This window comes from Streptomyces sp. So13.3 (genome assembly GCF_005860785.2).
GTDB lineage: Bacteria > Actinomycetota > Actinomycetes > Streptomycetales > Streptomycetaceae > Actinacidiphila > Actinacidiphila fildesensis.
The window spans coordinates 4,683,573-4,703,430 of the sequence record NZ_CP048835.1; the positions used below are offsets into that span (position 1 = coordinate 4,683,573).

At 68.4% G+C, this 19,858-nt stretch carries 16 protein-coding genes and 1 riboswitch; of the genes, 10 read left to right on the forward strand and 6 right to left on the reverse strand.

All coding sequences use genetic code 11. The annotated features are described in order from the left end of the window. Nucleotides 1–101: 101 nt before the first annotated feature. From C8250_RS20985 to C8250_RS20995, 3 genes are read right to left on the reverse strand one after another with little or no spacing between them, the layout of a single operon-like run. Nucleotides 102–1,916, reverse strand: a complete 1,815-nt coding sequence (locus tag C8250_RS20985; RefSeq protein WP_138355786.1) for a DEAD/DEAH box helicase — start codon at nucleotides 1,914–1,916, stop codon at nucleotides 102–104. Then, the gene (locus tag C8250_RS20990) at nucleotides 1,916–3,346 is read right to left on the reverse strand and encodes a hypothetical protein (protein WP_306665060.1); all 1,431 of its coding nucleotides are present in this window, start codon (nucleotides 3,344–3,346) and stop codon (nucleotides 1,916–1,918) included. The genes C8250_RS20985 and C8250_RS20990 overlap by 1 nt, the downstream gene beginning before the upstream one ends. Before the next feature lie 12 nt (nucleotides 3,347–3,358). Beyond that, nucleotides 3,359–4,057 carry a hypothetical protein gene (locus C8250_RS20995; protein ID WP_138355787.1) on the reverse strand — a complete coding sequence of 233 codons (699 nt, stop codon included), beginning with the start codon at nucleotides 4,055–4,057 and terminating at the stop codon, nucleotides 3,359–3,361. A gap of 191 nt (nucleotides 4,058–4,248) precedes the next feature. On the opposite strand from C8250_RS20995, the gene C8250_RS21000 reads away from it, so the two are divergent. Further along, on the forward strand, nucleotides 4,249–5,010 hold the full coding sequence (locus C8250_RS21000) for a hypothetical protein (protein ID WP_138355788.1): 762 nt from the start codon (nucleotides 4,249–4,251) through the stop codon (nucleotides 5,008–5,010). A 33-nt stretch (nucleotides 5,011–5,043) separates the two neighbouring features. Here the strand turns inward: C8250_RS21000 and C8250_RS21005 are convergent, their stop codons facing one another. Continuing rightward, complete coding sequence (locus C8250_RS21005; protein ID WP_138355789.1) at nucleotides 5,044–5,676, reverse strand: ATP-binding protein; 633 nt, start codon at nucleotides 5,674–5,676, stop codon at nucleotides 5,044–5,046. 189 nt (nucleotides 5,677–5,865) lie between these two features. On the opposite strand from C8250_RS21005, the gene C8250_RS21010 reads away from it, so the two are divergent. From C8250_RS21010 to C8250_RS21030, 5 genes are all read left to right on the forward strand, one after another. Next, entirely contained in the window at nucleotides 5,866–6,711 is an 846-nt protein-coding gene (locus tag C8250_RS21010) for a helix-turn-helix transcriptional regulator (RefSeq protein ID WP_138355790.1), read from the forward strand. Further along, nucleotides 6,711–6,923, forward strand: a complete 213-nt coding sequence (locus tag C8250_RS21015; RefSeq protein WP_138355791.1) for a DUF397 domain-containing protein — start codon at nucleotides 6,711–6,713, stop codon at nucleotides 6,921–6,923. The genes C8250_RS21010 and C8250_RS21015 overlap by 1 nt, the downstream gene beginning before the upstream one ends. Nucleotides 6,924–6,998: 75 nt before the next feature. Continuing rightward, nucleotides 6,999–7,799 (forward strand): signal peptidase I, encoded by an 801-nt coding sequence (gene lepB / locus C8250_RS21020; protein WP_138355792.1) that lies wholly within the window; start codon nucleotides 6,999–7,001, stop codon nucleotides 7,797–7,799. Nucleotides 7,800–7,921: 122 nt separating this feature from the next. After that, nucleotides 7,922–8,785 (forward strand): hypothetical protein, encoded by an 864-nt coding sequence (locus C8250_RS21025; RefSeq protein ID WP_138355793.1) that lies wholly within the window; start codon nucleotides 7,922–7,924, stop codon nucleotides 8,783–8,785. An 838-nt stretch (nucleotides 8,786–9,623) separates the two neighbouring features. After that, a complete protein-coding gene (locus C8250_RS21030; RefSeq protein WP_138355794.1) occupies nucleotides 9,624–9,989 on the forward strand; it encodes a hypothetical protein in 366 nt (121 codons plus the stop codon). A gap of 148 nt (nucleotides 9,990–10,137) precedes the next feature. Here C8250_RS21030 and C8250_RS21035 read toward each other — a convergent pair whose 3' ends face one another. Together C8250_RS21035 and C8250_RS21040 are read right to left on the reverse strand one after the other, a co-directional pair. After that, nucleotides 10,138–11,157, reverse strand: coding sequence for a M23 family metallopeptidase (locus C8250_RS21035; protein WP_138355795.1), 1,020 nt, complete (start codon nucleotides 11,155–11,157; stop codon nucleotides 10,138–10,140). A 12-nt stretch (nucleotides 11,158–11,169) separates the two neighbouring features. Next, a riboswitch (cyclic di-AMP (ydaO/yuaA leader) is annotated at nucleotides 11,170–11,306 on the reverse strand. 283 nt (nucleotides 11,307–11,589) lie between these two features. After that, the gene (locus tag C8250_RS21040; RefSeq protein WP_187144930.1) at nucleotides 11,590–12,822 is read right to left on the reverse strand and encodes an LPXTG cell wall anchor domain-containing protein; all 1,233 of its coding nucleotides are present in this window, start codon (nucleotides 12,820–12,822) and stop codon (nucleotides 11,590–11,592) included. A 380-nt stretch (nucleotides 12,823–13,202) separates the two neighbouring features. Here C8250_RS21040 and C8250_RS21045 point away from each other — a divergent pair, with 380 nt between their 5' ends. From C8250_RS21045 to C8250_RS21060, 4 genes are all read left to right on the forward strand, one after another. Then, nucleotides 13,203–13,844, forward strand: a complete 642-nt coding sequence (locus tag C8250_RS21045; protein WP_138355797.1) for a peptidoglycan recognition family protein — start codon at nucleotides 13,203–13,205, stop codon at nucleotides 13,842–13,844. Between the two features lie 566 nt (nucleotides 13,845–14,410). Next, nucleotides 14,411–16,654, forward strand: a complete 2,244-nt coding sequence (locus C8250_RS21050) for a hypothetical protein (protein ID WP_138355798.1) — start codon at nucleotides 14,411–14,413, stop codon at nucleotides 16,652–16,654. Nucleotides 16,655–16,871: 217 nt separating this feature from the next. Beyond that, nucleotides 16,872–18,395, forward strand: coding sequence for a DUF3492 domain-containing protein (locus tag C8250_RS21055; RefSeq protein WP_138355799.1), 1,524 nt, complete (start codon nucleotides 16,872–16,874; stop codon nucleotides 18,393–18,395). Beyond that, nucleotides 18,392–19,813, forward strand: coding sequence for a hypothetical protein (locus tag C8250_RS21060; RefSeq protein ID WP_138355800.1), 1,422 nt, complete (start codon nucleotides 18,392–18,394; stop codon nucleotides 19,811–19,813). Before C8250_RS21055 ends, C8250_RS21060 begins: the two co-directional genes overlap by 4 nt. Nucleotides 19,814–19,858 lie beyond the last annotated feature (45 nt).

The window sequence follows — 19,858 nt, forward strand, 5'->3', positions numbered from 1 at the left end:
GAGAGAGCAGTGCGTTGCTGTCTCTTGCCTCAGGAGTCTCGCAGCCGTGCCAGACGCTGGCCAGGCCGGGGTGCCGGAGCCAGTGTCCGCCCGTGAGGAACCTAGTTCTGTAGGTGACGAAGCAGTGCCGCGATGTCAGTGGAGTCCAGGCCAGCCGCCACGGCAGGTTCCTCCTGAAGATCGGCGAGCTGCTGTACAGCGGGGTCGTCAAGGATCTTGCCCATGAAATCGACCTTCTTGTCCAGCCGGACCTGCACCACTTCATCGATTGTGCCGCGGACAGCGAGCACGGTGACCCTGGTGTCTGTGCCGGGATCGAGCCCGAGGCGGTGGATGCGATCGAGGCTCTGCAGGAAGCGGCCCGCCATGAAGTCCCGGTCCACGTACACGGCGTCATGGCATACCTGGTGGAGGCTGATGCCCTCACCCAGCGTCGCCGGGTTGGAAATCAGCACCATGCAGTTCGGATCCTCGCGGAAGCGTCTGAGCTGTTCGTCCCGGTCAGGGGTTCCGCCGTACACAACTGCGGGCTGATACTTGTCCAGCAAGCTGGCAAGCGTGGTCAGACTGCGGACAAATGTAGTCCAGACGAGAGTCTTGCGTCCCTTTTCCGCATTAGCGGCGACGATTACCGCGGTTTCCTTGTACTTCGGCGACAGTTCGTAGTCGGGAAGTTTCTGCATCAGCGCATACAGCGAGCCAGACTCGGGAACCTCAAGCGGCGGCAGCTGGTAGGCCAGAGGCTCGTAGCGGTCGGCCCCCGCCAGCAGCAGAGCCGGGCTCGTCGCTGCCATCAGCAATCGCAGCGCGCTCTTGCCCAGTGAACTCAGATCGTCGCGCGCGGCTCCGTTACTCAGGCCGCCGACCAGTGAATCGTAGATCTCCCGGTGCAGATCGGGCATTTCGACATAGCGCATACGCAAATACATCGGCGGCAGACCCAGCTCTTGTTTCGTCGTCCGGGTGAACAGCGGGCGCAGAACAGTACTGGCATGTGCCAGGTCCCCGCCGGCCACTGCCTGCACGACGGATCTCTGGCCCTGACCTGGCCATACGAAGCCCAGCAGGTTCTCCAGGTCCTTGGTTCCGTTGGGGGCTGGTGTCCCCGTGAGGATCAGCCTCCGCCGGGCAAGAGGACCGAGCGCCATGCAGGCGGCCCCGTAGGTCCCTCGCGCCCCGAGCTTCATCCGGTGCGCCTCGTCCAGGATGATCATTGAGGGGCCCGCCTTCAGCCAGCCCGCGAGCACGGCGAGCGAACGGTCCAGTCGCTCATAGTTGACAATCAGAACCTCCGCCCACGGATCCAGCCGCCGGTCGAGGAAGCCCGTGCGCAGCGGATAGCTGAAGCACACGGCGGTTTCAAACTGCCATGATTCGTAAGCCGATTTGGGACAGACAACCAGTAGCCTGCCGACTTTCCCCTGAACTTTCTCTGCGGCGTACACCGCGAGTGCCGCACGTGTTTTACCGGCACCAGGGACGCTGAAGTTGGCTCCATGCTGCAGAGACAACAGTTTCGCGATATCGCGTCGTTGGAATCCGCCAAGGTCTGCCTCCCAGCGTTCCCCCAGCAGACCGAGGACCTCGTCAGGGGTGATCTCTCCTGGCTGATCGGGAGCGTCAAGCCGCTTCCTGACCACCTCGGCGTCCTGTAGAACCCCGAGGACCAGCTCCCTGAGTTCCGTTGCCCATTCCACGCCAACGTGGTGCGGCCAGGTTCCTATCGCGTCCAGACTGGCAAGCAGATCGTCAAGTTCTACCGATACCGCCAGCGGGGCAAGCTGGCCGCCCGTGCGGAAGCGGGCAGCCAGGCGGACAAGATCCTCCCGGTGTTTCTCGACGGTCGTGAGAACGACCTTGGTACGCGTCTCATCGAAATCGAGGTGCAGAGAGGTTTCGGCAGCGATCGCCGTCATCAAGAGCCTTCCACGGTAGTCAGCAACCAGGACACACCATCGCCCGGATGCGGCATACCGCGTCCGGCCTGCTGGGCGAGCTTCCGCAGGCTTTGCCGCAGCTTCAGCAGTGCCTCGTCGAAAGCCTCCTCGTCCAGGCTTCTCGTCGAGCGTGCCTGGACGAGATCGACCAGGCACTGATCGATGTCTGCGCAAGCGTCTGCGAGCCGCGCCGGGGCCAGTTGCTGGCGCTTGCGCACGCGTGCGTCCCGGCCGGCATCGTCGATCGCCCTGTCGAACGACGTTCGTGCGTCACTGAGGAGCTCCTGCGCGGGGTGCTGCCCGCCGTCGAGCAGGTCTGGCTCTTTACTACCCACAGCGGCCTTGGCTCGCAGGATCTGATCACTGAGCGCACGGGCGGCCGCAACAGCAGAGGACGGACCCGGCATCGACGCGCCGAGTCCCGGCACAGCTACAGCCTCTAGGTCTGTGCCGGCGCCGCCGGCCTTCAGACTCGCCGGCAGCGTCCCTTCCAGGTAGTTTTTCGCCAGGAAACTCTCATCAATGTGCCGGACGTCTGTCTTTGCGAACCCCAGGAGAATCGCGGACAGCCGCATCTCCTTGAGTACCTCTGCCTGGTCACGGTCAGTCGCCGCAATTTTCACGTACAGGCGATGCAATTCCTTGAATTTCTCCTGGTCGTCTTCGAAATCGACCAGCCGCAGCGCAACGGACCCCCCGCTCTTGCTGCGGTCGATCAGATCCCGGATCGTGCCGAGAATCCATCGTTCCTGGTGATACGTGGATGTGCGAATCCTGAAATCCTTGGCGATAGCCTCAGGCGTCCTGCCCAGCGATGCCTGCTCCTCCATGGCCAACAGCCGGTTGATGTAGGAGTAGTCCCTCCGATGGTCCTTCCTTAGCTGCAGCGACAGCTCGACCGCGTTGATGTCTGCCCAGGTGAAGGACTCCGGCAGCACTCCCACCCGCATCGACTGAGCGCCGATCTCCCGCAGCGCGGCGGCTCGTGTGTTGCCGTTGACGAGCACGCCGTAGTGGGTGACCAGCCCCGGGTCGTTCTGCCCGAACTGGGCCAGGCTCTCCTTGAGTTTGTCGAAATCTGGATCTCTGCGGTCTGGGTTCGCCGGCTCAGCCTGCAGCAGATACTTCAGGTATCTCTGGCTCTCAACACTCCACGAATCCCTGTCGAGGGCCGCCTCACGCACGGGGTCGTGGCTGCGCTGCGCACGGACTCGATGTGTGCCGGGATTGAAGTAGAGGCCCTCAAGGGGAAGGTCGATCACCTCTACGGTCACCCGCTGTTCACTCCAGTCAACCGTCACCGTCTCCCGCGTGCCGCCCGATGTCTTCACCTCTTCCAGCCTCTTGCTGATCAGCTCGCTGAACTCAGCTGCGCGCGGTGGCGGCGGAAACTCCCTCAACATCTCCATGTCATTCCTCTCCTATACATCCATACCGGTCACGGCCCGGGCTACGGAGGCCCGGGACTCCTCAGGAAGCGTGCGGAAGATCCCCCACAGTTTCTCCAACGCACTCGTCGTCCGGAGATCGGCTTCGATCCAGCTCGCCAGAATCTTCCGCTCTATCGGTGCGAGCGCCTCTACCCTGCCGAGCAGCGCACCGAGGTCGACGTTCCGGTCACCGCTGCCAGCCCCGCACCGCTTGCACTCGGTGACGAACTGCACCTCAACCGTCCCGTCGGGCTGCAGTACCTTCCGGCGGGCAACATTCAGCTTGGACAGTTCAATATCATCACCGTAGGATTCGCCCACGCCGATGCCGCAGGTCCGGCAGAGATAGTTGTCGGCCTGCCAGACCTTGTGCCGCTGAGCGGATGTAAGGCTGCCCTTACTCTTGGCGACCTTCGCCTGGCCGGGAAGCCATACCTTTGCGCCCTCGCTGACATACCGCTGTTCCATCTGCTTCAGCGCGGGGTCATCCCTGCTGGTATCAATCCGCCAGCCGTAGTCCCGGAGTTCTCGTACCCGCCGGTCAATCTGCGCAACGTCCGGAAAGGCCTTGCGCAGCTGGGCCTTGGTGAAGACATGCCCCTCCCCCACCTCCGTAGCCAGCCAGAGAGCAGCCCGTGCCTTGCCCCCGGCCTTCTGGTCCTGCCACGACGGCAGATTCGATGCCTCCATTGCGCGTCCCTCACACTTCGTCAGATTCAGCGCGTGTCCCACCGGCCCCATGCAGCTCAGCGGCTGTCTCTTCGTAATAGTGGCCCGGTCCGCACCGGAAGATGGCAGAAAAATCATCTTGCGCCGGCGTTGGCAAGACCCTCTGCGCGCACAATTGGCCTGAGTGACCGGAACTTGGAGGAGATCAGGGCATGCCGCCACGGGGACAAGTGGGCAGAAGGATCGACAGCAGCCTTCCGCCGGGGCGGCGGGCACTAGCGGAAGCGCTCGTCACCCTCTACCAGCAGCTCGCGCGGCCCACGACGCTCAAGGAGGTGGCTGTCGGCCTCCCTGCGGACGAGAGCACCATCTCGCGGTACCTCAATGGTCGGCGCCGACCGCCACAGACCTTCATTGACCTGCTCCATAACAGGGCGAGCGAGGACGCCGGGGCCGATCGCGTCGCGATCTCCCTGGAAAATCTGCGCAAACTCCACCACGAGGCAGAACGTTCTCGCTGCCCCACCTGCGCCACGCTACGTCGCACGATCGACACCAAAGACAAGCAGCTGCGCGACCTGCAGGCCGGCTTGCAGGCGAGCATCGCGAGCGCGTCCCTCTCGCGACCCGCACCGCTGCCGGTCCCCCGGCAACAGGGGGACCGGCAGCGGAGTGCGTTGGAGGCCGTTGCGGCACAGCAGCTGGCCGCCCTGGTCATCAGGCTCCAAACCCGGGGAGAGGCTACGGAAGTAGCGGAACTTCTGAGAGACGCCCCCGGGGTGCTCACACCCACAGAAAGCGCGGCAGCGCTCGCACTCCTGCATGACCGCGAGCAGCACGCACTCGCAGATGCCCTGGTCTCGATCTACGGCCGAGATAGATCACTAGATGAGGTGCTGCGCTTCGCGTCGGCGCTCCATGAGACGGGCTTGGCAGCCGATGCCGGCGCTCTGCTTCGGGCAGCAGTCGGCTGACGGCCCGGTACCTGGGTCACGGCGGTTTTTCGTTCACGCTCTCTCAGCCTCGAAGTGTGACCTGGCACGGTCGAGGATGTCGTCGGTGTCAGCACCGAAGGGCGCCAGCCACCAGAGGAGGTTGGCAATGAGGACGGATACCGCTTCCTTCGCGGCCGATGCGGTATCCGCGAGCGCTGGCCTGGCCTCCTCGCCGTCAGCACAGGAGGAAATGTCCGAAATGCTGCGCCTGAGCTGACGTGCAGAACCTGCCTCGGAAAGCGCCAGTTGGCAGTGCACGACCTTGCCGCCTGCGGTGGCCCTCGCGAACCAACTGTCCGTGAGGGCCGCGATCAGGGCGAGACCGCGGCCCCCTTCGTCATCCGGGCCTGCTAGCCGGCAGGCGGGGAGTTCCGCGCTCGTGTCGTGCATCTCGATCTGGAGCACCCCATCGCGAGTCTCCAGGCATAGGGCGGCCGGGCTGCCTTCGCCAACGTGTTTGATGACGTTAGTGGCAAGTTCAGTGACGACGACTTCCGCCTGCTCAGTGAGCTCCGAGGTTCCCCACAGACGCAGCTGGTTCTGCATGACCAGGCGCAAGCCCGCGACCTCTCTGGGCTCAGCCTCAAACGGAACCACGCATCGTTGCCGGGGAGCCACACCCCGGGGGTCACGGAATTGGTACATGAGAGCCGCCCCTCCGCTGCTGTTCGGCGAGTTGAGTCGACGGGCACGTGCGGTTGTGGCCCGTGGCACGTCACGCTGAGTATGGCGCCCATGGGCGCACTGTGAAACTTCTCATGGAGAAACCCCACGAATTGACTACACCAGGCCATGATGAGCTGCACATCAGCACCAGGAAGGCGGGCAGCAGGAATGAACACCGGGCCGACCACGCGGCGGCGCCAACTCGGGGCGACTCTCCTCAGCATGCGGAACCGCAAGGGCCTGACCTTGGAGGAGGCTGGGAGGCTCGTCGGGGTGTCCAAAGCAACGGTGAGCCGCTACGAGACCAAGGAAGGACCGGTCAAATGGCTTGTCGTTGACGCGCTATGCCGCGAGTACGGAGCCTCCGATGCTGAGCGGAAGGCCATGGTCAGCCTCGCCAAGGATGCCAAGCTGCAGGGCTGGTGGCACTCGATCTCGGATGCCGTTCCCGAAGGCATGAACCTCCTCCTGACACTGGAAGAAGAGGCGCTCGGGGAGGATCACTACGCCGGGGTTTACGTACCCGGGCTTCTCCAGACCCGCCGCTACGCCACTGCCGTGCACCACGCTTCCGAGATGAGGGAGTCCCCAGAGTCCGTCGAGCGCATGGTGGACATCCGCATGAAGCGTCAGGAGATTTTGGCCAGGCCGGCTCCGCCGCACATCTGGGCCGTGCTCGATGAGGCCGTAGTGAGGCGGGTCGTCGGGAGCCCCGAGGTCATGAGGGAGCAACTGGACCGGCTTGTTCTTTGCGCCGGATCTCCGCACATCACCTTGCAGCTCCTGCCCTTCTCCTCCGGGGCCCATGCTGCCGCGCTTGGCAGCTTCGCCCTGATCCGCGGGGCGGATCCAACGCTCGATGTCGTCTACATCGACGTCCTGACCGGTGCCCTCTTCCAGGAGAAGCCAGCGGAGTTGGAGCGGTATAGGTTGGCGATTGACTACCTCCGCGCCCAGGCGCTGGACATCTCAGCCACGGCTGCGGAGCTCAAGCGGATTCGCAAGGAGCTTTGATGGCCTCTCAGGTCCACGGCTTGGCCGGCACGACCTGGTTCAAGTCCTCTTACAGCGGTGGCAGCGGTACAGAATGCGTCGAGGCCGCCTTCCTGGATGACGGCGGCGCCGCCGTAAGGGACTCCAAGGATCCCGGCGGGCCCGTGCTTCGCTTCTCCGCCGGTGCCTGGACGGAGTTCATACGGTCGGTGCGCGAGGGCATCGTGGTGTAGGGGGTGAACAGCCCGTAGGGGAACTCCCCTTCGTTAGGCAGGCGACGGGTGGGCACTGCGGGAGGACGGGGCTCGATGGTGGCCAGGACAGGCGTGGCGGGGGCGCGAGTGCGGAGCGTGCGGCGGAAGCGGCCTGCCTGGGTGGAGTGGCCTCTGTTGGTTGGGGTGGCGCTGGTGCTGGCGCTGGGGATCAAGACGTTCTTCGTTCAGGCGTTCTCGATTCCCTCGGGGTCGATGGAAGACACCCTGCAGATTGGTGACCGGGTGCTCGTCGACAAGCTGACGCCGTGGTTCGGGGCCGAGCCCGAGCGGGGAGAGGTCGTGGTGTTCCACGACCCGGGGGACTGGCTGAAGGACCAGCCGGTGAAGCATCAGAATGCCGTGGAGCGGCAGACGCAGCGGGTGTTGAGCTTCATCGGGCTGATGCCGTCGGCCGATGAGAAGGATCTGATCAAGCGGGTGATCGCGGTGGGAGGCGACACCGTGGAGTGCAACGCCGGCGGCCCGGTGAAGGTGAACGGGGTGGCGTTGGACGAGCCGTACATCTTCCCCGGGGCGACGCCGTGCGGGGACGATCCGGTGGGAACGGTGAAGGTGCCGCAGGGGATGTTGTGGGTCATGGGGGACCACCGCAACGGTTCGCAGGACTCGCGGTACCACCAGCAGCAGCGCGCTGGTGACGGTTTTGTTCCGGTCAAGAATGTGGTGGGGCGGGCGTTCGTGGTCGCCTGGCCGATGAACCGTTGGGCGACGCTGCCGGTGCCGGCCACGTTCAAGGGGCCGGGAGCTCTCGCGGCGGTCGCCACCGCGCCGCTGGCGTTCTGGGTGCGGCGGCGGCGCGTGGCCGAGGCGGCGGGCCGCATCGATCACCCGTAGGGGTGAACGGGAGTTTGAATGCTGGGAGTTGGCGCTACAGTGCGTCACATCACATAAACAAACATGTGACCCCGGCGGCGCGCCAACGCCCCGGGGTCCGGCACCAGGAGAAAGCCCTCCCCATGCACATTCATCGTAGCGCGCACCGTCGCGCTTACACGGTCATCGACAATGCGGCGCTTCAGGACAACCGGCTGTCGTTCGCCGCGCGGGGCGTCCTCGGGTACCTGCTCTCCCGCTTCGACGGCGAGCGGATCGATGTACGCAAGCTGGCCACGCTGTGCAAGACAGGCCGACAGCAGGTCGCCAACGCGCTCGACGAGCTGAAGACGTGCGGGTATTACGTCGTCGAGCGCGTACAGGACCCGGAGACGGGGCGCGTCACGACGCGGACGTCCATCCACGAGAACCCGGAGAACCGGCAGAAGCCGCAGGTCGTTCCGGCAGCCAGGAAGCCGGACTCCGGGGATCCGGGAAATACCCCTACGGGGGAAAGTACGGGGGATGAAGTACCTCCCTCCCCGGAGACCCCGGAGACCCCGGCGGGCCAGGCAGCCCCGGCGGAGGTCGCGGACGCGGACGGTGCGCTGCTTCGGCGTATCGCGCGGATCGAGCCGAGGCTGACGGTCGGAGTGGCGGAGGCGGGGCCCTTGCTGCCGTTGTTCGCGCAGTGGCGGGCGCGGGGCGTGCCGGATCGGGCACTGGCGCAGATGCTGACGACAGGGCTGCCGAAGCAGGTGTTCGCGCCCGCCGCCTTCCTGGCGGCGCGGCTGGTCCGGAAGCTACTGCCGGATGTGAGGGCGGCCGAGCCCGGGCCTGGGCGTCGCGAGTGCGATGAGTGCGGACGGCCGTTGGCGGTCGGCGCGAACGGGTGCTCGTCGTGTACGCGGCAGGAGCGGAAACGTACGCTGGAGGGCCCGGCGCCGTCCGTCGCGCGGGACGGACGGGCGCGGGTACGGGCCGCGCTGTCCGCGGCGATGGCTTGACCCGGGCTCAACCCGCCGGTGGCGAGTCGCGGGCGAACCGGTCGGTCAGCGGACCGCAGCCGCCGCTCTACGGTCCGCTGCCAGTCGGCCTGGACGACCGAAGCCAGTACGGCGCGCAGCCCGGTGGCCGTGCCGGTCCAGTACGCGGCAGCGTCAGCGGCGGCACGCGGAGCGCGTACAGAGGGGATGCCGTCAAGGTACGTACCACCCGGCCAGCGCCGGGTGCGGACGATCCGTACGTACGAGGCGCCCGCGATCCGGCGGGTGTTCTCGACCAGGACGGAGACGGCGGCGTGCCGCCCCGCCGTCTCCGGCACAGCGGCGGGGATCCCGTGGAGGGCGAGGGCCGCGCGGCCGGTGAGCAGGGCCGTTGGCGGGCGGCGGTTCTCGTCACCCCGCGCCGACGCATACAGAACCGCGGCCAGCAGTCGCTGGTGCGGGTCGGCTGCTCCGGTCTGGAGAAGGTGGACGTGTGGAAGGATCCGCTGCCACGGGCCGTCGGCGCGGCTGCGCTTGGACGCGGTGGTCCCGGATACGCCCACCGTAGCCAGTTGGCACAGGGTGGCGAGGTTTCGCTGACGGCGGGCGAGGGCGCGGAGGGCGGCTGCGTCGCAGGAGCTGGGATTCGGCATGCGGGCGGCGTACCCCGAGCCCACGTTTCTCCTGCGGCCAGCGCTCCGCCTGCAGCGCAATGGTGACAACTTCGCGGAGTTTCCCGGTCCGTCACGGACCTTTTTGCTCCACGGCCCCCTACGGCGGCGCCAGGGATGACAACTACGATGCAACCTCACGCCACACGAGGTGCGAGCGTGCAAGCGGAGGATGGGGGCGGTCGGTCGTGGGCTGGTACGTGTGGGCCATTGCGTGGGTCGTCCTGTCGGGCGGTGGCTGGTGGGGCAATCGGTTCCGGCACGCCATGCGCACCCGGCATGAGCGGAAGGTCGAGCTGATCTCCGCGGAGGGCGAGAAGCAGCGCGCGCTGCAGGCGGCGAACCGGCCGCCGGAGGCGATCTGCGGCTGCACGCACCATCTGGCCAAGCACGACAAGCAGGGCAAGTGCCACGAAGTGGTCCAGACGCCGACCGCGTGGGATGCCGAGAAGAAGCCCGTCTCGTACGAGGCCTGGCCGTGCAACTGCCAGCAGTACATCGGTCCGCGGCCCCTGGAGACGCTCTACGCGGAGGACATCGTCGACCTGTCATAGGCCCGAGAGTTCGTCGGACGGTCGGACGGTCGGACATGCCGACGGCCCTGGAGCGGGGGGTCACCACGGCCGTCAGGGTTTGCGGTTGGACTGTTGGGCGGCTGGACCGTTGGGCGGTTGGGCCAGTCCGCGCTGCCTGCGCCTTCGGTCAGACGTCGATGCCGCGGGCGCGCAGCCACGGCATCGGGTCGATCGGGTCGCCCGCTCCCGGGCGGACCTCGATGTGGAGGTGCGGCCCGGTGACGTTGCCGGTGGCGCCGACCCGGCCGATGGTCTCGCCCGTGGTGACCTTGCCCGAGGTCTGCACCATGGAGGAGAGGTGGCAGTACCAGATCTCGGTGCCGTCATCGAGGGTCAGGATGATGCGGTAGCCGTACGAGCCCGCCCAGGCGGCCGAGGTGATGGTGCCGCTGTGGATCGCGGACACCGGCGTACCGGTGGGCGCCGCGAAGTCCTGGCCGGTGTGGGTGTTGGCCCAGAGGGAGCTGGACTCCCCGAAGCTCGCGGTGAGCGAGTACGAGGCGACCGGCTTGGTGTACGAGGCCGCGAGTGCGGCGAGGCGGGCAGCCTCGGCCTTCGCGGCGGCGACCTCCGCGGCCTTCTTCTTGGCGGCGACCTCCGCCTTCGCCGCGGCGGCCGTGTCCCGCACCTTCTGCGCGGCGGCCTCCTTGGCGGCCGTTGCCGCCGCCTGTCCGGCGGCCGCGTCGCGCACCACCTGGTCCGCCGCGTCGCGCTGCTGGGCGACGTGTTCGAGGATGCGGGTGCGGAGCGCCTCGCCGGCGTCCGTCGCCCATGAGGTCGTGGCCGCTCCGGGCGCGGCGGTGGATGCCGTGGCCACCGGGGCGTCGTCCGCGCCCACGAGGGTGCTGATCCCCGGCATCTCGGAGAGCTTCGGAAGGTCCGGCGCGTCCGGCAGCCCGGAAAGGTCCGGGAGCGAGATCGGCACCGGCGACTTGTCGGCGGCCGCCGCCATTCCGCCCGCGCCCATCGCGGCCACGGCCGCGACGCTCAATACGGTCGAACCACGGGCTATGGAACGCGGCTTGGGGAGCCGGTGCTTGTTGCCCCTATCCGGGGCGACGGACTCCGCGGTGGGGTTCCATTCGTCCCATTCCCCGGCTTCCGGAGCCTCGGGTGATGGGGCGTAGGCAGACTGGTTCGACGCCACGGGTGGCGCTCTCCTTTCCTTCCTTCTCGCCTACCGGGTTAGCTGACGGGTTCGGAGCAGGAAGGTCTCCTACGGGCCAAAGTGCAGCCCGATTCACCCCAATGAGTGGGTCCCCGGTTCCCGCGGACGGGATTCGGCAAGCGCACGGTGCCGCCTCAACGGCGGCAGTGACGACCGCGCTGCGTTATCGAACGGTAATTGAGCCGGGGGTCTTTTCCAAGCCGAAAGGAGGAGTTGGCAGTGGCGACTAATCGGGCGGACGGGATGCTATCGGACGAAGAGGGGTGATCGGAGTGATACGACGGTGATGTGAGCGTGTGTCAGTTGTTATGCGGAGTGGGGTGGACCCACTACGGAACGTGATGAACGACGAGACCCCGGCCGGAGGATTCCGGCCGGGGTCTCGTCATACGGGGGCGTCACACCGGAGCGTCAGCCCTGCTGGCGCCGACGGCGGAGGCCGATGAAGGCCATGGCCGCGCCCAGGGCGACCAGGGCGCCCGCGCCGGCGACGAGGGTGCCGTTGCTGCCGTTGGCACCGGTGTGCGCGAGGGAGGCCTTGGTGTTGACGACGGGCGCGTCCGTGGCGGCCGGGGCCGACGGGGCGGGGCTGTTCGTGGTCGAGGACGGCGACGGGGTCGGGGTGGCCGACGGGGTGCCGGTCGGAGTGGTGACCGGGGCCGTGGGGAGAACGGTGATCTTCTCGTCGGTCTCGGCGATGATGCTGGTGTTGCCGCTGCTCAGCCCGGTCTGGGCGTTCAGCTCGAGGACCTTGGCCGTCTTGGGGGCTTTGCCCGCGGGCAGCGTGAACATGAGCTTGTAGTGGTACGTCCCCTCGGCGAAGCCGGTGGGGATGTCGGGCAGCAGCCACGTGTTGACGTGGTCCGGAGCCGCGACCTCGACCCAGCGGCCTTCGAGCCACACGAACAGGTCCAGCGCCGGGTCGCCGCCGGCGCCGAACGCGGTGAGCTGGGTGCGCAGAGGCTTGCTGAAGTGACCGCCCGCCTCGTTGACGACATCGAGCGAGAACACCGCCGACTTCGCGGCCGACACCTTGGTGGCGCCGCCGAAGTGATCCTTGATCGTGCCGATCCTGATCGAGGGGCTGGCCTGGAAGGAGATCGACGGGATCGAGTGCGAGGGATTGTCCTCGTAGTTGCCGGTGTCGAAGGTCAGGGTGAGATTTCCGTCGTTGGCGGGGAAGTCGGCATTGAGCCCGACAGTGATCTTCCAGGTGTAGGTGGTGTTGGCCGGGATCGAGAAGGGGGCGGACTTCGTGCCGTGCGGGTGGAGGTGCACCACCATCGCCATGTCCTGGCGCCCCACCTCGATGTCCGTGGCCGGCGCCGAGACCGGCACGACCGCGAGCTTCACCTCGGAGCCGTCGAGCGGGCTCGCGCCGCTGGGGATGCCGAAGACGTTCGCGTTGAACTCGACAGCCTTGTCGTTGTTGTTCGTCGCACTGACCGTGTAGGACTCGGTCGCCCCTCCCCGGGCGAGCGGGCCGGCCGGCGAAGGGGTGCCGAACTCGATGTGCAGCGGCTTGGTGGCCGGGGCGTCGGCGTACGCGGCGGCCGGCATGAGCGCGGTACCGCAGACGGCGGCCACGGCGACAGCAGCGGCGGCGGCGAGGCGTGGACGGCGCGACAAGGTGCGAGCAGACATGGTGATCCCCCCAGGGAACGTGAACGTGGATGGTGGAGCTGGATTCTGCGCCCCGCGCGGCGTTCCGTTCAGCGTTCCTGCTCGGTCCCTGCGGCTTGCGGTAGGGAGATCGTCACACGCGACCGATCCCTGGATCATGCGGGAAGCGTCACCTCCGTGTAACAGCGGAAAGCAGTGGTCCAGGACGTGCCGGGAACGATGGCGGAACGGCCTCGGAAGGGCACGTCGGCGTACTCTTCACCGGTCTGGACCACTGCCAATTCCCCTGCCCCTTGGCAGCGTTCGCGCGCGGGGCCCACGATGGTCACGCCCCACCCGATGGTCACGCCCCACCCGATGGTCATGCACCCGACCTCACCATGACGTCCCAGGGAGCCTCCATGGACCGCAGGCCCGGCACCTCCAGCACGCCCGGCAGCGCCGGCACGCCCGGCAGCCCCGCGACCTCCCGGCGCGCCCTGCTGCGCGGCGGCCTCGCCCTCGGCGCCGTGGCGGCAGCAGGCCTCGTCGGCTCGAAGCATGCCGACGCCGCGACCGTCGATTACCCGTCGGCCGTCTGGTCCCCCGCGAGCACGAGCAACTACACGGCGTCGAACCGGATCACGAGCTACCCGGTCAACCTGGTGGTCATCCACGTCACGCAGGAGACCTACGCCGACACCATCCGGGTCTTCCAGGACCCGGCGCACGCGGCGAGCGCGCATTACGTCGTCAAGTCGTCGGACGGATCGATCGGGCAGTGCGTGCGCGAGCACGACATCGCCTGGCACGCGGGCAACTGGGACTACAACACGCGCAGCATCGGCATCGAGCACGAGGGGTGGGTGGACCAGCCGGCGTACTTCACGGCCGCGATGTACCACTCCTCCGCCGCGCTCACCGCCGCGATCTGCGACAAGTACGGCATCCCCAAGGACCGCAACCACATCATCGGCCACGTCCAGGTCCCGGGCACCGACCACACCGACCCCGGGCCCAACTGGGACTGGGTGCGGTACATCCGGCTCGTCAACGGAGTCTGACGCCCCGAAGCGCAGCGCAGCGAACCCGTACCCGAACCCCGCACCCCGCACCCCGCACCCCGCACCCGCAATCGCGATTCGGCGCCGCGCCCTAAACTCCGTCCAGAACTCCGCCGCCCCCCGCTGTTACGAAATCAGAACACAGCGGAGACAAATCCTGGACAGTAACTTATCCCTGAATTCCCGCCGCCTCCCGGCGCGCACATTTATGCATCCCGATACCCCCGACCTCGGGATATTGCTTTAACATTTCCGCTGATTACTATTCGCTCACACGTACGTCAACCAGCGGAAACCCATCCCCCATCCGGTTCGCTCCCGCCCCACCAGCTGCCCCGAGAGCCAAGAACCCGCTTTCGGAAATGAACAATGCTGTGCCTTTTTCACCGCCTTCACGATTCCCCTCCACAAACCCTGCCCTTTGCTCCACGATGTGACACGGGCGACCTCAAGACGGGGAGATCTGACGGTCGCACCTATCCCACTGCAACCCAGTTCATTGGAATAGGGAGGGCCGGGGGCGCCTGAGAGGGCTGCCTTGGCGTGCCCTCCCGGGGGAGGAATCCATGGGTCGAACGACCCGCCTTGCCACCGCGTGTACTGCCGCGGCGATGCTCACCCTCACTTGGCCCGCAGCCGGCCCGAGTTCCGCGGATGCGACCGCCGCGGCCGTCACACCCAGGATCGATCTGCGGGTGCTCGTCGTCGACGACGGCGGGCCGGCCACCCAGGCCATCACCGCCGAACTCGACAGCGCGGGCACGCCGTACACCACGCTCGACCTGAACAGCGCCGCACGGCCGCAGATCACCGCGGCCTATCTGAGCGACACGGTCAGCGGACGGCCGCGCGCCAAGTTCCAGGCCGTCGTCCTGCCGAACGACAACCCGTTCGGCGCCGGATCCGCCGAGATGGCGGCACTGGCCGCGTACGAGACGGCCTTCGGCATCCCGCAGGTCGACGCGTACACCTACGCCCGGCCCGAGGTCGGGCTGAACTACGCGCAGGACCCCGGCTACATCGGCTCGCTGGACGGCGTCACCGCCGCGGTGACCGCCACCGCCGGGCCGTTCGGCTACCTCCAGGGGAACGTTCCCTTCGAGGACAACTCACCCACCGTCGGCGAGAGTTACGCCTTCCTCGCCACGCCGCTCGCGACCCAGGCCGCCGGAGCCACGTTCACCAGTTACGTGGACGCGCCGATCCAGGGAAGCACCGCCCGCGGTTCGCTCGTCGGGGAGTACAGCCACGAAGGCCGGCGCGAACTGGTCGTGACGTTCGTCTACAACCAGTACCAGCAGCAGTTCCGGCTGCTCGCCCGCGGCATGGTCGAGTGGATGACCCAGGGCATCCACCTCGGCGCCGACCGGAACTACTTCGCCCTGCACATGGACGACGTACTCCTCGGCGACGACCGCTGGAACCCCACGCTCAACTGCACCCCGGGCGACGTGGACTGCGCGGTCGGCACCGACCAGTCGGACCCGGACCCCATCCGGATGACGCCCGCGGACGCCACGTACCTCAAGCAGTGGTCGGCGGCGAACGGCTTCACGCCGGACCTGATGTACAACGGCGGCGGCAGCGAGGGCTACAAGGCGGAGCACGGCGGGACGGACCCGCTCGCGACGCAGCTCATCGCCGACAAGAACGCCTACCGCTGGGTCAACCACACCTACACCCACCCGTACCTCGGCTGCGTCCAGGACGTCTCCGTGGTGCCGTGGAAGTGCTCGACGACCGCCACCGGCGCGGTGGTGTGGACCTCCAAGGCGGACATCACCGCGCAGATCAAGGACAACACGACCTGGGCCACGCAGCACGGCCTCACCGTCAACAAGCAGGAGCTGCTCACCGGTGAGCACTCCGGCCTGAAGATCCTGCCGCAGCAGCCGCTCGACAACCCGAACCTCGCCACGTCGCTGAGCGCGACCGGGGTGACGGTGCTGGGCAGCGACAACTCGCGCGACCCGCAGCAGCGCAAGGTCGGACCGGCACTGACGGTGCCGCGCTTCCCGATGAACGTCTTCTACAACGCGGGCAAGGCGAGCGAAGAGGTCGACGAGTACAACTGGATCTACACCAGGGCGGCCGACGGCGGCAGCGGCATCTGCGAGGGCTCCGCGACGTCCACCTGCCTGGACACGCCGCTGGACACGGCGACCGGCTACGCCTCGTACATCGTTCCGCTGGAGGCGCGGACGGACCTCGGGCACGTGCTGTCCAACAACCCGCGGCCGCACTACGTGCACCAGTCGAACTTCGCCGAGGACCGGATCGCCTATCCGGTCATGGAGAAGATCCTCGGCGACTACAAGAACCTGTACGCCGCCAGCACGCCCATCGTGAACCTGCGGATGGCCGACATCTCCGCCGAGCTGGCCAGGCGCGCCGCCTGGGACACGGCCGTCAAGGCCAACAAGGTCACCGCCTACCGGATCGGTGACACCGTCACCGTCACCGGGCCGAGCGGCCTTCAGTCGACCGCGAGCATGCCCGTCGGCACCCGCCAGGCACAGCTCATCGGCACCACGGCCTTCGGCGGCGCCTACGCCGGACAGCTGTCCGGCTGGGTGGCCCCTGGATCGCTGCAGAGCTCGGTGACGCTCAAACTCACCGCCGCCGTCACACCCGCCGTCGTCACCGCGACGCCGGCCAAGGCCGCGCAGAGTGCCCAGGTCGCCAAGGCGAAGGCCCCGGCACAGGCACTGCCCGTGCCGACGGGTGCGACCGACCCGGTTCCGTACGGCCCCGGTGACACCGGCAAGCAGAAGCAGCACCGCAAGAACACCAGGGCAGCACGGCGCTAGCGCCGGCTCGGCGCCTGCTCGGCGACGGCTTCGCACCACAGCTGAGCAGCACAGGCACCACGCGCAGCACCACCGAGCAGGACCGAGCACGACCGAACGATCACGTGGAAAGGCGCTGGAGCCGCCGGCACACAGCCGGCGCTCCAGCGCCCTCCAGTGCCGCGAAGGACCGTACGCGGCGCATTCACCGACGGACCCGTGGGGGGACCGATTCGCCATGCAGACCCAGGTGACCTTGCTGACCGAGGGCACATATCCGCACAGCCACGGCGGAGTGAGCGTGTGGTGCGACCAACTCGTCCGGGGAATACCGGACTTCGACTTCCGTCTGATAGCCGTGACCGGCACGGGGCGGGAGTCCCTCGCCTGGGATCTTCCGGGCAACGTACGGGACTTCACCGAGATACCGCTGTGGGGCAAGCCGCCGACCGGCCGCGCACCCCGCGGCCGCCAGGCGCAGCTGTTCCGCGCCGGCTACGAACGCTTCCTGTTGGCCCTGCTCGACCCGGCGGCGGAAGCGGAGTTCGCTCCCCAGCTGTACGCGCTGGCGGCGCTGGCACGCGCGGGATCGCTCTCCGCGGCGCTCCGCTCCGAGGACGCCCTGCGCGTCCTCACCGACGTCTGGAACCGGCCGCATGTCGCCGCCGCGGCGGCCCGGCCCACCCTGCACGACGCGCTCACCGCCACTGACCTGCTGGAACACGCGCTGCGTCCGCTCTCCGCCGAACCCGTGCCGGGAAGCATCACGCACGCCGTCAGCGGCGGCCTGGCGACCCTTCCCGGGCTGCTGGCGCACCACGAACACGGCACACCGTTCCTGCTCACCGAGCACGGCGTCTATCTGCGCGAGCGGTATCTCGGCTACCGGACCGGCCCGTACGGCTGGCCCGTCAAGGCCGTCATGCTCGGCTTCTACCGGCTGCTCGCCGAGGAGTCGTACCGCCGCGCCGCGCTCGTCACCCCCGGCAGCCGCTACAACCGGCGCTGGGAGGAACGCGGCGGGACCGCGCCCGACCGGATCCGCACCGTGTACAACGGCGTCGACCCCGGCGCCTTCCCGATGGCCGGGCCGGAACCCGCGGTGCCCACCCTCAGCTGGGCCGGGCGCGTCGACCCGATCAAGGACCTGGAGACCCTGATCCGCGCCTTCGCCCTCGTACGGGCCGAACTCCCGCAGGCGCTGCTCCGGCTCTTCGGCGGAACGCCGAGGGGCGGCGAGGGATACCGCGACCAATGCGTCGCGCTGGCGGCCGAGTTGGGTGTCGGCGACGCGGTGACGTTCGAGGGGCGCGTCGAGGACATCCGCGACGCGTACGCGGCCGGGAACGTCGTGATGCTCTCCAGCATCAGCGAGGGCTTCCCGTTCACCCTCATCGAAGCCATGTCCTGCGCACGCGCCACCGTCTCCACGGATGTCGGGGGTGTGCGGGAGGCGGTCGGCGAAGCGGGTCTGGTGGTCCCGCCCCGCGATCCCGCCGCGATGGCGAAGGCCGCGCTCGCGCTGCTGCGCGACCCGGCGACCCGGGCGTCCATGGGATGGGACGCGCGGCTCCGGGTGATCGACCAGTTCACGCTGCGTCGGACGATCGAGACCTTCCGCGGCATCTACAGCGAACTGTCCGCCCGGAAGCCGTGGCTCGTCCTCACCCCCGTCGGGGTGGAGTGGCAGTCCCGCGACCAGTACGGCCACCACGGCCCGGCCGTCGTCGACGACACCACCGTCACGGAGGTCGCCCAGTGAGCGGCCCGCTGCGGCTCGTGCCGCACGACGGGGGTGCGCTGCCGACGGTGCCGCGGCAGCGGCAGCGCCGCCGGCCCTCCTGGGCCGAGGACCCGCTGGAGGAACTCGCCGAGCGCCTCGACGAGGTCTGCGCGGCCGCGGTGCACGCGGACGAGATCGCCGCCGTCCTGGAGTCCGACGGGCTGACGCACGAGCTCATCGTGCACCGGTACGGGCGGTCCGATCTCTTCGAGCTGGCCGAGGAGTTGCACGCCCGGGGCGCGGGCAAGCGCTGCTACCCGGCACCGGAGCCGGGCCCCGATCCCTGGGGGATCAACCCCTGGCGGTGTCTGCTGCGGGGCATCGTCTTCGGCCTGCCGGGGCTGGCGTACGTCCTGGGCGGGACGCTGCTCTCCGGTCCGCCGGACGCGTTCGGGCTGCCGGCCGGGACGGTGGCGCTGTCCGCCGCCGCGCTCGCCGGCTGGGCCTGGAACCAGGCCCTGGCGCACCGCGCCTATCTGCGGCTCGGCTCGGACGGGCGGCGGGCGACCGCCCGCTGTCTGCTCCGCGGCGCGCCGGCGGGGGCGCTGCTCGCGTCGGCGTTCGCGGTCGCCTTCGCGTCGCGGGGCAGTGAAGCCGCCTTCGCGGTGGGGCAGTCCAGCTACCTGGCAGCGGCGACGGCACTGCTGGTGCTGGGCCGGGAACGGGATCTGCTGCTCGCCCTCGCCCCGACAACGGTGGGTGCCGCGCTGCTCCTGGCGTGGGACCTGCCCCCCACGGTGCGGGCCTGTCTGGTCATCGCGACCCCCGTGGCGGCGCTGCTGGTCGCCGGCCGGCAGGTCGTACGCGGGCTGCGCACCCCGCCCGAGCTGGGCGCGCCCGCGCCCCCGCCGCTCGTCGCGTCCTTGCCGTACGGGCTGTACGGGCTGGCCAGCGCGGTGCTGGTCCTGGTGCTGGCCCTGAGCGCCGGTGTCTCGACGGTCGCGCTGACGCTGAGCATGGGCGCGGCCGAATGGCTGCTGTACCGCTTCCGCGGCCGCGGGGTCGCCGCGCTGCGGCGCAGCGTCGACGCCGGAGGCTTCAGGACCCGGTCGGCCTCCGTCCTGCTCGGGTGCCTGGCGGGGTACCTGATCGTCCTCGCGGCGCTCGCGGCGGCCCTCACCGCGCTGTGGCCGGGGGCACCGGCACCCGGCGCGCTGCGGCTGTGCGCGCTGCTGACGCTCGGCGCGGTGCTGTGGCTCTCGCTGCTGCTCCAGGCGTTCGGCGCCGCGTGGCCGGCCGCGCTGGTCTGCATGGCGGCCGCCGTGGTCGAAATCGCCTTCCTGTGCTGGGAGTTCGGTGACCATCCGGTCGTGCAGCTGGTCGCCTGCGCGAGCGCGGCGGCCGTACTGATCGCCGTCGCCTGCTCCCTGCTGGGCCGCGCCACATCGCACCGATGAGGTGCCCCGAACCGAACCTGTCCCACGTCCCCAACCCCTTTCGAG